The following is a 14,369-nucleotide window of genomic DNA, read 5'->3' as shown; positions in this document are numbered from 1 at the left end:
TGTCTTTCTTCCATTATGATACAGGATGCAAGGAATAACAGTTATCGTATTTCTGGATTGCCATGCTTGATCTTACGCAGCTGCGCAGTTTTGTTGCCGTCGAACAGATGGGAAGCTTCACACTGGCAGCCGAAAGGCTCGGCCTCGGCCAATCGACCGTCAGCCAGCACATCCAGCGGCTTGAAAGCGCGGTCGGACGGCGGTTGCTGGCGCGCGACACCCACAAGGTGCAACTGACGACCGACGGCGAGGCGCTGCTTAGCCATGCGCGGGCGATGCTGGCGATCGAGGCACAGGTTCAGTCGCAATTCAGGGGGCAGAGGCTGCGGGGCAATCTCCGGCTCGGCGTGTCGGAAGACTTCGTGACCAGCCAGCTACCGGCAGTGCTCGAGGATTTCGTTCGCTCGCACCCATCGGTCGATTTGGAGCTGACGGTGGCGCTCTCCGGCACGCTCTACGAGATGCAGGATAATGGCGAGATCGACCTCGTGCTGGCGAAGCGCCGGCTCGGCGATGCACGCGGGCGGTTGGTCTATCGCGAGCCACTGGTCTGGCTAGCACGCGATCCCGAGCACGTCTTGAGCGGTGGGCCCCTGCCATTGATCGCCTTCCCGCCGCCGAGCGTGACGCGCAGCATTGCACTCGAAGCGTTGGGGCGCAGCCAGGTCGCGTGGCGGATCGTCTGTACCTGCGGCAGCCTCAGCGGACTGACGGCGGCAGCGCGGGCGGGGATGGGCGTACTGGTGCAGCCACGCAGCATGGCGCCATCGGGGTTGAAGGAGATCGGCAAAGGCAGGCTGCCGGTGCTTGAGGACGTCGAGTTTGTGCTGGTGCCGCGCAAGGGGGCGGACCAGGCACTGGTTTCAGCCCTATCGGACGACATCCTTGGGAAGGTGCGCAGCCTTCGCGCCAACGCATGACGTTGGCTTTCAGCCGCCGGACGAACCGCGAGCCAGTTTCCTAACCTCAGTTATCGAGAAGGCAGCCTTGTCTTTAAGACTTCAGCTTCGCTATCAAGTGGCGTTGAAGCCAGCGTGATAGCTGACTTTGCCCGCAGGCGTGTCGCCGTCGAACGCCAAGCACATGAAATATTCCGCAGGCGCAGCCTCAAAGATCAGATTGACGTCATTCTGGAAGCCGAAGCGCGTATAGTAGCCGGGATCGCCGAGAACGACGCAGCCTTTGGCTCCGATATCGGCGAGTCGCGATAGGCCGTCGCGAATGAGTTTTCCGCCAACCCCCCCTTTTTGACGGTCCGGCCTGACCGAGACCGGTCCGAGTCCATACCAGCCCTTGTCTTCGCCATCGATCGTAACGGGCGAAAACGCGACATGCCCTACAACGGCACCATCCTCGACGGCGACGAGCGAGACGATCAGGGCGTCCGCATTACGCAGAGCGTCGACGATCTCTGCTTCTGTTTGGCTGCTATAGTCCATCGGTGCGAAGGCCGCCTTTGTTATCTGACGGATCGCCGCGATGTCGCTTAGCTGTTCAGGACGGATTTCCATTCGGGTCTCTTTCGCCATTTTCCGATTTCAGACCGGTGGCCCGTGACAGCGCGGCTGCGGCAGGGCGGTCAGGGATAGGTAATCAACCACGCCGATCCTGCAACAAAGCTTCATGCCGGCGCAATTCTGGTTCGCCTCTTGCCTCAAATGTTAATGGACTACTTACCATCTTAAGGCGCTTTCAACCCTATGGGTTAGGCATCTGGTTAGGTTCGGGGTCTAGGCTCCCCTGCTGGATGGTCGATCTTCGGGGCAAGGAGAACGGACCGATGACGTATGGGGTACTCTTCGTATCCGGGCTGGTTGCCTGTGTGATGCTGATTGTCGTGGCCGGACACGACGCGAAAACGACGGATAGCGGCAAGCCGCAATCCGCCGTGACGGGGCATCAGAATTGAGCCCTGCGACTCAGCCTGCAAGGCAGCCCAGGAAGCCATCGACGTCTGCCTCATCTGTCGCAAAGCTGGTGACGAGGCGGACCAGCGTCTCACCCGAGCCGACGAGTTCGGGCGTTGCCGGCGACACCGGCCATTCATAGAACTTCGCGCCCTTCTCCTCGGCGGTTTTGGCCGCGCTCTTCGCGATGACGGCAAAGACTTCGTTGGCCGAGGTCGGCCATGCGAGGCGGGCCAGGTTGCTCGCGGTGATGCCGGCGCGCAGACGATCGGACATGCCGTTCGCATGGCGAGCGAGATCGAGCCAGAGATCGTTCTCGAAATAGGCATCGAACTGGGCCGCGATGAAGCGGGACTTCGAGAACAGCTGGGCGGCGCGCTTGCGGATGAACGGCATCTCTTTCGCCTGCTCCGCATTGAAGAAGACGATCGCTTCCGCGCACCAGCAGCCGTTCTTCGTGCCACCGAAGGACAGCATGTCGATGCCGCGCTTCCAGGTCATCTCGGCCGGACTGACATCGAGGGAGACGAGGGCATTGGCAAAGCGTGCTCCGTCCATGTGGAGGGGTAGCTTGTCCCTTTGGGCGATCGCGGCGATTTCGTCGATTTCCGACAGGCTGTAGACCGTACCGGCTTCCGTCGCCTGAGTGATCGTTACAGCCGTTGCGCGTCCGTGTTGCACGGCCGTTTGCGGGTAAGCTGCGACCTTCTCCTTCAGTTTAGTCGGATCGATCTTTCCTTCCGCGCCGGGGACGCCGAGCAGGCGGGCCCCGCTGAAGAAGTCGGGCGCGCCGCATTCGTCCGCAATCACGTGCGCTTCGGAATGGCAGAAGGTGATGCCGCCCGGCCGTTGGACGCTGGCGAGCGACAAGGAGTTCGCTGCCGTCCCGGTGCCGACGAAGAGGACGGCGACCTCGCGCTCGAAGACTTCGGCAAAGCGCCGCTCGACGCGCCGGTCGAGATCGCTCGCGCCATAAGCTGCGGCAAAGCCGTCGGATTCCCGGAGCAGACGTTCGGCTATGGATCGATGGGCGCCGGCCCAGTTGTCGGATGCGAAATACATGGAAGGAAACCGCTTGGGATGGATGAGGATCGGGTTCGGGGCGGGACATTACGCGATCATTCCGGCTGGTCAAAGAGGCGGCGTGGAATCCATCACAAAAATTGACTTCGGCAATCAATAAACAAAATAGTGCGGAAAGGCGTAATTTTATGTCGCATATATGCGTTGTTTCGGCAATATTAGGTCGCAAACTGCCGATTTTTTGAATCTGCACTCTTGCGTAGACAATATGTTTCTGGCATAGATCAGGTGAATTAGGACAGTGTTGCTGTCCTATTTTGGCCGCGATGGCCGAAGAGGCGCCAAAAAACCTTACACTTGTGGGGTTTCACGCTATAGTTCTTCAAAAGCGGGCAAAAGCCCGCGTGCGGAGGCGGATGGCAGGCGCGGGAGCGCACGGTTGCTTTCCCTGGAAAGCCTGCCGCCGGCGACCGGATCTTCGATAATGCAACAGCGCTGTCACGCGCCGAACCTAGGATCAGGGACGGCGCGCGACAAGAAGCCGCCCGCAGCCCCGCGGGCTCTGACAGGAGGGAAAGATGACGAAGACGCCATCCACGGGTTTTGACCAGTTCGCAGCAGCAACGATGCGCGCGACGGCCAATACGCGTAAATTCGCCTCCGGTCTGCCGCGAAAACAGGGGCTTTACGACCCGCGCAACGAGCACGATGCCTGCGGCGTCGGCTTCGTCGCTCATATGAAGGGTCAAAAGTCGCACCAGATCGTCAAGGACGGTCTCTTCATTCTCGAGAACCTGACGCATCGCGGTGCCGTCGGCGCCGATCCGCTGATGGGCGATGGCGCCGGTATTCTCGTGCAGATTCCGGACCGCTTCTTCCGCGAGGAAATGGCCAAGCAGGGTATCACCCTGCCGAAGGTCGGCGAGTACGGCATGGGCCACATTTTCATGCCGCGCGACGAAAAGCAGATCGCGCATTTCAAGAAGGTGATCCAGGACGTCATCACCGAAGAAGGCCAGGTCTTCCTCGGCTTCCGTGACGTGCCGGTCGATAACTCCTCGCTGTCGAAGGCGCCCGATATTGCCGCCACCGAGCCGCACCACGTGCAGGTCTTCATCGGTGCCGGCAAGGACGCTGCGACGAACGACGAGTTCGAGCGTCGCCTGTTCACGCTGCGCAAGGTGATCTCCAACCGCATTTACGACGAGTTCGACGGCGAGGAGAGCAACTTCTATCCGGTCTCGCTGTCGTCGGCGACGGTTGTCTACAAGGGCATGTTCCTGGCCTACCAGGTCGGTGCCTACTACAAGGACCTGTCGGACCCGCGTTTCGAAACCGCGGTCGCCCTCGTCCATCAGCGCTTCTCCACCAACACCTTCCCGTCGTGGAAGCTGGCGCACCCCTATCGCATGGTCGCCCACAACGGCGAGATCAACACGCTGCGCTCCAACGTCAACTGGATGGCGGCGCGTCAGGCCTCTGTTTCCTCGCCGCTCTTCGGTGACGACATCTCCAAGCTCTGGCCGATCTCCTATGAAGGCCAGTCGGACACGGCCTGTTTTGACAACGCGCTCGAGTTCCTCGTGCGCGGCGGCTACTCCATGGCGCACGCCGTGATGATGCTGATCCCGGAAGCCTGGGCCGGCAACCAGTCGATGGCGGCCGAGCGCAAGGCATTCTACGAATATCATGCCGCGCTGATGGAGCCGTGGGACGGACCGGCGGCTGTCGCCTTCACCGACGGCAAGCAGATCGGCGCGACGCTCGACCGCAACGGTCTGCGTCCTGCACGTTATCTCGTCACCAGCGACGACCGCGTCATCCTCGCTTCGGAAGCCGGCACGCTGCCGGTGGCTGAAGAGGATATCGTGCAGAAGTGGCGCCTGCAGCCAGGCAAGATGCTGCTGATCGACATGGAAAGAGGCCGGATCGTTTCCGACGAGGAAGTGAAGTCCGAGCTTGCGACCAAGCATCCCTACCGCAACTGGCTGGATCGCACGCAGCTCATCCTCGAAGACCTGAAGCCGGTCGAGCCGCGCGCGCTGCGCCGCGACGTGTCGCTGCTCAACCGCCAGCAGGCCTTCGGCTACACGACCGAAGACACCAAGATCCTGATGTCGCCGATGGCGACGACGGGGCAGGAAGCCGTCGGCTCGATGGGCACGGATACGCCGATCTCGGCGATGTCGGAGAAGTCGAAGCTGCTCTACACCTACTTCAAGCAGAACTTCGCGCAGGTTACCAACCCGCCGATCGACCCGATCCGCGAAGAGCTCGTCATGAGCCTCGTCTCGTTCATCGGGCCGCGTCCGAACATTCTCGACCATACTGGCATGGCGAACGCCAAGCGCCTGGAAGTGCGCCAGCCGATCCTGACCAATGGCGATCTCGAAAAGATCCGCTCGATCGGTCACACCGAGGACCGCTTCGACACCAAGACGCTCGACTTCACCTATGACGTCGAGCGTGGCGCCGAAGGCATGCCCGAGATGCTCGACCGCCTCTGTGAGCGCGCGGAAGCGGCGGTGAAGGGCGGCTACAACATCATCGTGCTTTCCGACCGCCAGATCGGACCGGACCGAATCGCGATCCCGGCGCTGCTGGCGACCGCTGCTGTCCACCATCACCTTATCCGCAAGGGTCTTCGCACCTCGGTCGGCCTCGTTGTCGAGACCGGCGAGCCGCGCGAAGTGCATCATTTCTGCCTGCTCGCAGGCTATGGCGCCGAAGCGATCAACCCTTATCTTGCCTTCGACACGCTGCTCGACATGCATGCCAAGGGCGAATTCCCGAAGGAAGTGGACGCTAGCGAAGTCGTCTACCGCTACATCAAGGCGGTCGGCAAAGGCATCCTCAAGGTCATGTCGAAGATGGGCATCTCGACCTATCAGTCCTATTGCGGCGGTCAAATCTTCGATGCGATCGGCCTGCAGCAGGAGCTGGTCGACAAGTACTTCTTCGGTACTGCAACGATGATCGAAGGCGTCGATCTCACGGCGATCGCCGAAGAGACCGTTGCTCGTCACACCTCCGCTTTCGGCAAGGATCCGCTGCTGGCGACCACGCTGGATATCGGCGGCGAGTATGCCTTCCGCATGCGCGGCGAAAGCCACGCCTGGACGCCGGATGCGGTCGCGACACTGCAGCATGCCGTTCGCGGCAATGCCGAAGACCGCTATCGCGAGTTTGCCGAGATGGTGAACACCTCGGCGCTGCGCATGAACACGATCCGCGGCCTCTTCAACATCAAGAGCGCCGAACAGCTCGGCCGCGTGCCCGTCTCGGTCGACGAGGTCGAGCCGGCGATCGATATCGTCAAGCGCTTCTCGACCGGTGCCATGTCCTTCGGCTCGATCTCCAGAGAGGCGCATACGACGCTGGCGATCGCCATGAATAGGATCGGCGGCAAGTCCAACACCGGCGAGGGGGGCGAAGAGAGTGATCGCTACATGCCGCTGCCGGACGGTTCGTCGAACCCGGAACGCTCGGCGATCAAGCAGATCGCATCGGGACGCTTCGGTGTGACGACCGAATATCTAGTCAATGCCGACATGCTGCAGATCAAGGTCGCGCAGGGGGCAAAGCCCGGCGAAGGCGGCCAGCTGCCCGGCCACAAGGTCGATGCGACAGTTGCCAAGACCCGTCACTCGACGCCGGGCGTCGGCCTGATTTCGCCGCCACCGCACCACGACATCTACTCGATCGAAGATCTGGCGCAGCTGATCTACGACCTGAAGAACGTCAACCCGACGTCCGATGTCTCGGTAAAGCTCGTCTCGGAAGTCGGCGTCGGCACGGTTGCCGCCGGCGTTGCCAAGGCGCGCGCCGACCACATCACCGTCTCCGGCTTCGACGGCGGCACCGGCGCATCGCCGCTGACCTCGCTGAAGCATGCGGGCAGCCCGTGGGAAATCGGCCTTGCCGAAACCCAGCAGACGCTGGTGCTGAACGGCCTGCGTTCGCGCATAGCCCTGCAGGTCGATGGTGGTCTGAAGACCGGCCGCGACGTCATCATCGGTGCGCTTCTCGGCGCCGACGAGTTCGGCTTCGCGACCGCGCCGCTGATCGCCGCCGGCTGCATCATGATGCGCAAGTGTCACCTGAACACCTGTCCTGTCGGCGTTGCCACGCAGGATCCGGTTCTGCGCAAGCGCTTCAAGGGCACGCCCGAGCACGTCGTCAACTACTTCTTCTTCGTCGCCAACGAAGTGCGCGAAATCCTGGCGTCTCTCGGCTTCACCAAGCTCGATGACATCATCGGCGCTTCGGAGTTGCTCGAGAAGGACGAGATGCTGGCGCACTGGAAGTCCAAGGGTCTCGACTTCAGCCGCATCTTCCACAAGGTCGAGGCGCCGAAGGATGCGACCTACTGGACAACCCGCCAGAAGCACCCGATCGACGACATTCTCGATCGCAAGCTGATCGCGGAGGCCGAGTCGGCATTGTCTTCGAAGACGCCGGTTGCTTTCGAAGTCGATATCAAGAACGTCGACCGTTCGGCGGGCGCGATGTTGTCCGGCGAAGTCGCCAAGCGCTACAACCATCGCGGCCTCAAGGACGACACGATCAACGTGACGCTCAAGGGCACGGCAGGTCAGTCGTTTGGCGCCTTCCTGGCGCGCGGCATCACCTTCAACCTGATCGGTGACGGCAACGACTATGTCGGCAAGGGCCTTTCGGGCGGCAAGATCATCGTCCGGCCGCCGGAGAACTCGAAGATTGTCGCGGAAGAGTCGATCATCGTCGGCAACACCGTGCTCTACGGTGCGACCGAAGGCGAGTGCTACTTCCGCGGCGTCGCGGGCGAGCGCTTTGCGGTCCGTAACTCGGGTGCGATCGCCATCGTCGAAGGCGTGGGTGACCACGGCTGCGAATACATGACGGGCGGTGTCGTTGTCGTGCTCGGCTCGACGGGTCGTAACTTCGCGGCCGGCATGTCCGGCGGCGTCGCCTATGTGCTCGACGAAACGGGCGATTTCGCCAAGCGCTGCAACATGGCAATGGTCGAGCTCGAGCCGGTTCCGGAAGAGGACGACATGCTGGAGAAGCTGCATCATCACGGCGGCGACCTCATGCACAAGGGGCGCGTCGACGTCTCCGGTGACATGACGCGCCACGACGAGGAACGCCTCTACCAGTTGATTTCCAACCATCTGCACTACACGGGTTCTACCCGCGCCAAGCTGATCCTGGACAACTGGGCCGACTACCGTCCGAAGTTCCGCAAGGTCATGCCGGTCGAGTACCGCCGTGCCCTTGAAGAAATGGAACGCGCCCGCATGGGAATTGCGGCGGAGTAATGCTCTTGAATCGCTAGGTCTATAACTGCTCTGACGAGGGGCACGGAGATACCGGAAAGGACGCTGATGAGAAATCGATGGTCGCTGTTCCACCTCTTCACATCCCTGTGCCTCGCCGTCGCAGTTTGCGCCGGGACCTCATATCTCGGCGATGACCTGAGAACGGAATTTGTAGCCCTGGGTGCGGTCATGGGACACGCCTACTGGTACTGGGGACCTCTGGGTCTTGGGCTTTGAGATGATGAGGGACGAAAATATGGGTAAGGTCACAGGGTTTCTGGAAATCGACCGGCAGGTGGCGAAGTATCAGCCTGCCTCGGATCGCATCCGGCATTTCCGCGAATTCACGATCCCGATGTCGGACCAGGAGGTGCAGAAACAGGCAGCCCGCTGCATGGACTGTGGCATTCCCTATTGCCATGGGCCGACTGGTTGTCCTGTCCATAACCAGATTCCGGACTGGAACGACCTCGTCTACAACAACAACTGGGAAGCGGCGATCCAGAACCTGCATTCGACCAACAACTTCCCTGAGTTCACTGGCCGTGTCTGCCCGGCGCCCTGCGAGGAAGCCTGCACGCTGAACCTCGAAGACACGCCGGTTGCGATCAAGACCGTCGAACAGGCGATTGCCGACAAGGCCTACGAGCTCGGCTTCATCCGCCCGCAGCCGGCGACGGTCCATACCGGCAAGAAGGTCGCCATCATCGGCTCCGGCCCGGCCGGCATGGCGGCTGCGCAGCAGCTCGGCCGCGCTGGCCATGAGGTTCACCTCTATGAGCGCGAGTCGAAGCCCGGCGGGCTGCTGCGTTACGGCATCCCTGACTTCAAAATGGAGAAGAACTTCATCGATCGCCGCGTCGAGCAGATGAAGGGCGAGGGCGTCACCTTCCACTGTGGCGTCAATGTCGGGGTCGACGTGAAGGTCGAGCAGCTGCTCGCCGATTACGATGCGGTGCTCTATTGCGGCGGTTCGGAAACGCCCCGCGAAGCGGGTATCCCGGGCATCGAGCTTTCCGGCGTTCATGATGCAATGCCGTACCTCGTGCAGCAGAACAAGCGCGTCGGTCGCGAAAACATCGACAGCGTTGGCTGGGCCTCTGACCCGATCCTCGCCGGCGCCAAGCACGTGGTCGTCGTCGGCGGTGGCGATACTGCGTCTGACTGTGTCGGCACGGCGTTCCGTCAGGGTGCAGTGAAAGTGACCCAGCTCGACATTCGCCCGCAGCCGCCGGAGAAGGAAGACAAGCTCGCCGTCTGGCCGTTCTGGGCGACGAAGATGCGCACCTCGTCCTCGCAGGCGGAAGGCGCGATCCGCGAGTTCCAGGTTGCAACGCTCGAATTCGTCGGCGAAGACGGCGTGCTCACCGGCGTGAAGTGCTGCGAGGTGGACGAGCGCCGCAAGCCGATCGCCGGCACGGAGTTCATCATCAAAGCCGACCTCGCCTTCATCGCGATCGGTTTCAGCGGTCCGTTCAAGGACAGCGTGCTGAAGGAGCTCGACGGCAAGCTGACGCTCAATACCGACCGTCGCGGCTCGACCAACGTTGTTGCCAACGACCGCGACTACAAGACGTCGGTCGACAAGTTCTGGACGGCAGGCGACGTGCGCCGCGGCCAGTCGCTAGTCGTCTGGGCGATCCGCGAGGGCCGCCAGGCCGCCCGCGCCATCGATGAGGCCCTGATGGGCTCGACGGTTCTGCCGCGGTAAGCAAAGCCGTTTGATGAATGGAGTTTGGGCCGCTTCGAGCGGCCCTTTTCATTCCATAGGCTCCAGATCGAGCGTCATCGGCGGCTCTTGCAGGCTTTTCAACCATTCATGGTCGGGGTGGCATGCCGCAAGGCAGGTTTTCAGCCACAGACGTTGCGAAGCGGGCAGTTTCGGCAAGGCTTGCTCGAAGTCGATTTCATCCTTCGCGCGTCTGTATTTCGCCTTGAACAGCAGGACCGCAGCCGGCTTCAAATAGGGAATACCCTCAGCCGTCGTGCCAACCATCTCTGCACGCGGCCGGGAGATGGTCGGATCCCGTTTGTAGACCCAGGTCTCGAACGTTCCCGGCTCGATCATCATGTTGACGCGCCAGCGTCGCTCCGCCATGTCCAAACACCATATCTGCGAGATTGCTGCCGGTGGCGCCTCGTCTGCTGGCAGGTACTCAACAACGCCATCTCCCGCCGTATGGAATTCCATGCCCTTCAGGGCGTCGCGAAAGATGCCGAGATCTTCGCGTAGAACCGTCAATTCCAGGTCCTCGTGCTCACGAGTCTGACAGCCATGCCAAAGGTCGAGCGCCCATCCGCCGACAATACACCAGGGCCTTGAAATGCCACTCAACCGGCCTGCCAGTTCCGCTGGGCTCCAAGCGGACCATGCGCCGTGATCAGTCGGCATTTCTAATTGCATGACGTTTGTCTGCGTCTGCAGTGTCGAGCGGCGGTTGGGGTGAAGGTCTCCGCGCAACGGCAGAGGCAGTGCCTGAGACTGGCGACGGGTTGTCGCTGTAATTGGCCCTGCGAGGAAGCTGCTATTTGATGGAAACCTGTGCCGTGGGCTTCATCGGCGTCATGCGGTAGTCATCGACGCGGCCGGGTGGGGGAGGCGCCATCTCGCCGTCCTGAACCAGCATGTCGCGCGGTGACTTGGTTACGCTGACTGGCAGAGCTCTGCCGCCGAGAAGCTCCGCGCCGCCATCGAGGTTCGGGTCGGAGAGGCTGATCGGTTCCGTGCGGCCGGGCATTGCAACCGCGTCGATCGCCGGCGCATTGCCCGTATCGAGGCGAACGAGGTCGGGGCTTGTTTGAATGCCGAGGATGCGTCGCACGGGCTTTTCGACATAAAAGGCGAGCTTGCGCCGGCCGGCCTCGGTGAGATTGATGCCGTCGGACGTGCGCAGGCGCACCTGCTGGCCGTTGATATCAGAGCCGGTGACGATGAAGTCACCACCTTCGCTGACGAAGCCGTCCCAGATATCGACGAACTCGCCGCCGCCGCTCTCCATCTGCTTGCGGAACAGCTGGTTGAGCTGCACGGCATCGGCGGTCATCGCGGGCGAATCGAAGGCCGGCAGGCCGACCCAGAGCAGTGGGATCTTGCGGCTGGTGACCTGCTTGCCGAAGGCCACGACGCGGCGCTGATATTCTGCATACCAACCGTCGGTCCTGAATTTCTCCTTGCCTACATCCGTTACCATCTGCTGGCGATCATTCGCGCCGAGCATGACGATGACCATGGCGGGCTTTGCCTCGTCCATGAATTTCGTCAACTGTTGCGGCCAGTCATAGTAGTCGTCTCGCACCAGACCGGAGGCGACGTTGCTATGTGTTTCGACGACAATGCCGGGAGAATCCTTGAATGCGGCATCCATGCCGACGCCAAGACCGCCGGCGAGAAAGTCGCCGACGACAAGGATCTTCTGAGCGTTGGCAAGTTTTTCGACCACCTTCTCTTCAACGACCACGGGAGCGGCTGGGCGTGGCGCTGCAGCCGCCTTCGGCGCCGCCTTCCTCTTCGGCGCAGGCTGTCGTTGCGGCGCGTTCTGAGACGGTGCTTGTGGCGGATATTCCTGGATGTAACGACGACCAAGGAAGAAGTCGAGAATGGAGCGGCGATAGTAATAGCGCTCCTGCGCATCGGCCACGTGCACCGGCAGCGCGCTGAAGACAAGCACCAACGTCGCAGTGCCGATCGCACCCCAGCGGAGCGTTGCCCGGTTTACTCGTTTACGCATAGTCAGCAGCCTCGCATCAGCCGGCATTCTCGCATGGAGCGGGAAGGTGCGTCCACACCCCAAAATGCATGTCGCCGATTATTCCGTCTACTTGCGAAGCGCGTTCAAGAGCGGCAGCGATGGCTCGCCGTCCTGCTGCATTCCCATGCGTGCCTGGACCGCCGCAATGGCTGCCTTCGATCCGCTACCGAAGTTGCCGTCGACCTCGCCGTCATAATAGCCGAGCGTCTTCAGGCGGGTCTGCAGTTCGAACTTCTCTTTCATGTCGAGTGTGCCGTCTGGTCGGGGCCAGCGTTGTTTCATGCCGCCGTAGCCGGCGAGCTCGTCCGCGAGCAGCCCGACGCCGATCGCATAGCTGTCCGAGGCGTTGTATCTCTTGATCGTGAAGAAGTTGCTGGTCATCAGGAAGCCGGGGCCGTTGGGACCGGCCGGCATCTTGAGGACGGCGTTGCCGCCGCCGTCGCGGAAACCCTTGCCGTTGGGCCGTGTCAGGCCGAGGGAGGCCCACTGCGCCAGTGTGTGGGTCTTGCCGACCTGCTTGCGTGCGCTCGCCGGCACGACGACCTCATATCCCCAGGTCTTGCCCCTGTCCCAGCCGTTCTTCATCAGCAGGTTCGCGGATGTTGCCAAGGCATCGGGCACGGAGTTCCAGATGTCGCGATGGCCATTGCCGTCCGCGTCGATGGCGTAGAGAAGATAGCTTGTCGGAATGAACTGGGTGTGGCCCATGGCGCCCGCCCAGGAGCCGGTCATGCCGTTCGGGGAAATGTCGCCATTCTGAAGGATTTTCAAAGCCGCGATGAGCTGCTTCTTGGCGAACTTCGCGCGGCGTTCATCGGCATAGGCGAGTGTCGCCAGCGCCCGCGGCACGTAATGCAGGCGGTCGTCCTTGTCGAGAACTGCGCCATAATTGGATTCCATCGACCAGATCGCGAGGAGAATCGATTTGTCGACGCCGAAGCGGCGTTCGATCGCATTCAGCGTCGCGCCATGCTTGGCGGCCATCTGACGGCCGATCTGGACCGTATAGGGATTTACACGGGAATCCACATAGTCCCAAATTTTTGTCGTGAATTCAGGCTGATAGGCAGCCTTCTCGAGCACGGTCGGGTCCGGATCGCTGACGCCTGCGAAGGCTTTGCGATAGGTTGCCTTGCTGATGCCATTTTGAGCGGCAGTTTGATAGAAGTCCGCGATCCACTTCTGGAACTGCTGATCTGCTTTCGCATTGATGGGAGCCAGGCCGGCGGACGCGGTCACGACGAATGCAATAGCAAGACCACGAAGGGAATTTCTGTGATTTTGAGTCATCGGCGGTCATCCGTCCTTTTCGTTTCAGGCACAGCAGAGCGCGAAGTTCCGCTCAGGCCCGAGACTACCCGAACGGAGTCAACAAATTCTTTACCATGACGCAGGAACGCAGTCACCATTTGCAAAACGGTAGCAAATCTCATCTAGTCCAATCAGAAATGCCTTTTATTTCAAGCGGTGTAATCATCGCAGGAGGATTGTGTGGCAGAGCATAAAAAAGTTCGCAAAGCTGTATTTCCGGTTGCAGGTCTCGGGACTCGCTTTCTCCCGGCCACCAAAGCCGTGCCGAAGGAAATGCTGACTGTCGTCGACAAACCCATCATTCAGTATGTCGTCGACGAAGCCCTGGAAGCTGGCATCGAGCATTTCGTTTTCGTCACAGGTCGCAACAAGCACATCATCGAAGACTACTTCGATATTCACTTCGAACTCGAGCAGACGCTGCGCGAGCGCAGCAAGCAGGCGGAAATGACGTTGCTTGCCGGCCAGCTTCCCAAGGCTGGTACGGTCAGCTTCACCCGTCAGCAGGAGCCGCTCGGCCTCGGCCACGCCGTCTGGTGCGCCCGCGAGATCGTCGGCAACGAGCCATTCGCGCTACTGTTGCCCGACATGATCATGAAGAGCGAAGGCAAGGGTTGCATGAAGGGCATGATCGATCTCTATGCCCAGAGCGGCGGCAACATCATCGCCGTCGAGGAGTGCGCCCCCGATCAGGCCCATAAATACGGCATCGTCGGCGTCGGCGAAGCGATCGGTGATGGCTTCCGCATCACCGGCATGGTCGAGAAGCCGGCCAAGGGCACAGCGCCGTCGAACTACTTCATCAATGGCCGCTACATCCTGCAACCTGAGGTCTTCAAGATCCTGGAAACCCAGGAACGCGGCGCCGGCAACGAAATCCAGTTGACCGACGGCATGCTGAAGCTGCTCAAGGATCAGACCTTCGCGGGCTATCATTTCCGCGGCACGACCTACGACTGCGGCGCCAAGGATGGCTTCATCCTCGCCAACGTGGCATTCGCACTGGAACGTGCGGATATCCGCCCGACGGTCGAGGAAGGCTTCAAGGCGCTGCTAAAGGGCCTCTGAGGCAAGTCTAG

10 protein-coding genes are annotated in these 14,369 nt (G+C 61.2%); 5 read left to right on the top strand and 5 right to left on the bottom strand.

Going from position 1 to position 14,369, the window contains the following annotated elements:
• Positions 1-62: 62 nt before the first annotated feature.
• Positions 63-920: a LysR substrate-binding domain-containing protein gene (locus tag FHT71_RS09090; RefSeq protein WP_132589155.1), complete on the top strand. Its 858-nt coding sequence runs from the start codon at positions 63-65 to the stop codon at positions 918-920.
• Positions 921-1,013: 93 nt separating this feature from the next.
• Here FHT71_RS09090 and FHT71_RS09085 read toward each other — a convergent pair whose 3' ends face one another.
• Positions 1,014-1,511, bottom strand: coding sequence for an N-acetyltransferase (locus tag FHT71_RS09085; RefSeq protein WP_132589156.1), 498 nt, complete (start codon positions 1,509-1,511; stop codon positions 1,014-1,016).
• Between the two features lie 269 nt (positions 1,512-1,780).
• Here FHT71_RS09085 and FHT71_RS32140 point away from each other — a divergent pair, with 269 nt between their 5' ends.
• Positions 1,781-1,909 (top strand): hypothetical protein, encoded by a 129-nt coding sequence (locus FHT71_RS32140; protein WP_259128832.1) that lies wholly within the window; start codon positions 1,781-1,783, stop codon positions 1,907-1,909.
• A gap of 10 nt (positions 1,910-1,919) precedes the next feature.
• On the opposite strand, the gene FHT71_RS09080 is transcribed toward FHT71_RS32140, so the two are convergent.
• Positions 1,920-2,969 (bottom strand): low specificity L-threonine aldolase, encoded by a 1,050-nt coding sequence (locus FHT71_RS09080; RefSeq protein ID WP_183719509.1) that lies wholly within the window; start codon positions 2,967-2,969, stop codon positions 1,920-1,922.
• Between the two features lie 539 nt (positions 2,970-3,508).
• Between FHT71_RS09080 and gltB the strand changes: the two genes are divergently transcribed.
• The gene (gene gltB / locus FHT71_RS09075; RefSeq protein ID WP_132589158.1) at positions 3,509-8,230 is read left to right on the top strand and encodes a glutamate synthase large subunit; all 4,722 of its coding nucleotides are present in this window, start codon (positions 3,509-3,511) and stop codon (positions 8,228-8,230) included.
• Positions 8,231-8,486: 256 nt separating this feature from the next.
• Positions 8,487-9,941 (top strand): glutamate synthase subunit beta, encoded by a 1,455-nt coding sequence (locus tag FHT71_RS09070; protein WP_132589159.1) that lies wholly within the window; start codon positions 8,487-8,489, stop codon positions 9,939-9,941.
• A 48-nt stretch (positions 9,942-9,989) separates the two neighbouring features.
• On the opposite strand, the gene FHT71_RS09065 is transcribed toward FHT71_RS09070, so the two are convergent.
• The 3 genes from FHT71_RS09065 to FHT71_RS09055 all read right to left on the bottom strand — a co-directional run bounded on the left by FHT71_RS09065 (position 9,990) and on the right by FHT71_RS09055 (position 13,269).
• Positions 9,990-10,634, bottom strand: coding sequence for an amino acid transporter (locus tag FHT71_RS09065; RefSeq protein WP_183719507.1), 645 nt, complete (start codon positions 10,632-10,634; stop codon positions 9,990-9,992).
• A 121-nt stretch (positions 10,635-10,755) separates the two neighbouring features.
• On the bottom strand, positions 10,756-11,985 hold the full coding sequence (locus FHT71_RS09060) for a DUF459 domain-containing protein (RefSeq protein ID WP_132589161.1): 1,230 nt from the start codon (positions 11,983-11,985) through the stop codon (positions 10,756-10,758).
• Between the two features lie 60 nt (positions 11,986-12,045).
• A complete protein-coding gene (locus FHT71_RS09055; RefSeq protein ID WP_132589162.1) occupies positions 12,046-13,269 on the bottom strand; it encodes a lytic murein transglycosylase in 1,224 nt (407 codons plus the stop codon).
• Positions 13,270-13,470: 201 nt separating this feature from the next.
• On the opposite strand from FHT71_RS09055, the gene galU reads away from it, so the two are divergent.
• The gene (galU, locus tag FHT71_RS09050; RefSeq protein ID WP_007797839.1) at positions 13,471-14,358 is read left to right on the top strand and encodes a UTP--glucose-1-phosphate uridylyltransferase GalU; all 888 of its coding nucleotides are present in this window, start codon (positions 13,471-13,473) and stop codon (positions 14,356-14,358) included.
• Positions 14,359-14,369: the final 11 nt, after the last annotated feature.

This window comes from Rhizobium sp. BK060 (assembly GCF_014193145.1).
Classification (GTDB): Bacteria; Pseudomonadota; Alphaproteobacteria; order Rhizobiales; family Rhizobiaceae; genus Rhizobium.
The sequence above is the reverse complement of the archived record's forward strand: the minus strand, read 5'-3'. Positions and strand labels throughout refer to the sequence as shown.

Excerpts from the sequence above, each read along its gene's own strand:
- FHT71_RS09090 (WP_132589155.1), top strand. The coding sequence starts at position 63 with ATGCTTGATCTTACGCAGCTGCGCAGTTTTGTTGCCGTCGAACAGATG.
- FHT71_RS09060 (WP_132589161.1), bottom strand. The coding sequence starts at position 11,985 with ATGCCGGCTGATGCGAGGCTGCTGACTATGCGTAAACGAGTAAACCGG.
- FHT71_RS32140 (WP_259128832.1), top strand. The coding sequence starts at position 1,781 with ATGACGTATGGGGTACTCTTCGTATCCGGGCTGGTTGCCTGTGTGATG.
- FHT71_RS09055 (WP_132589162.1), bottom strand. The coding sequence starts at position 13,269 with ATGACTCAAAATCACAGAAATTCCCTTCGTGGTCTTGCTATTGCATTC.
- FHT71_RS09085 (WP_132589156.1), bottom strand. The coding sequence starts at position 1,511 with ATGGAAATCCGTCCTGAACAGCTAAGCGACATCGCGGCGATCCGTCAG.
- gltB (WP_132589158.1), top strand. The coding sequence starts at position 3,509 with ATGACGAAGACGCCATCCACGGGTTTTGACCAGTTCGCAGCAGCAACG.
- FHT71_RS09070 (WP_132589159.1), top strand. The coding sequence starts at position 8,487 with ATGGGTAAGGTCACAGGGTTTCTGGAAATCGACCGGCAGGTGGCGAAG.
- FHT71_RS09065 (WP_183719507.1), bottom strand. The coding sequence starts at position 10,634 with ATGCAATTAGAAATGCCGACTGATCACGGCGCATGGTCCGCTTGGAGC.
- FHT71_RS09080 (WP_183719509.1), bottom strand. The coding sequence starts at position 2,969 with ATGTATTTCGCATCCGACAACTGGGCCGGCGCCCATCGATCCATAGCC.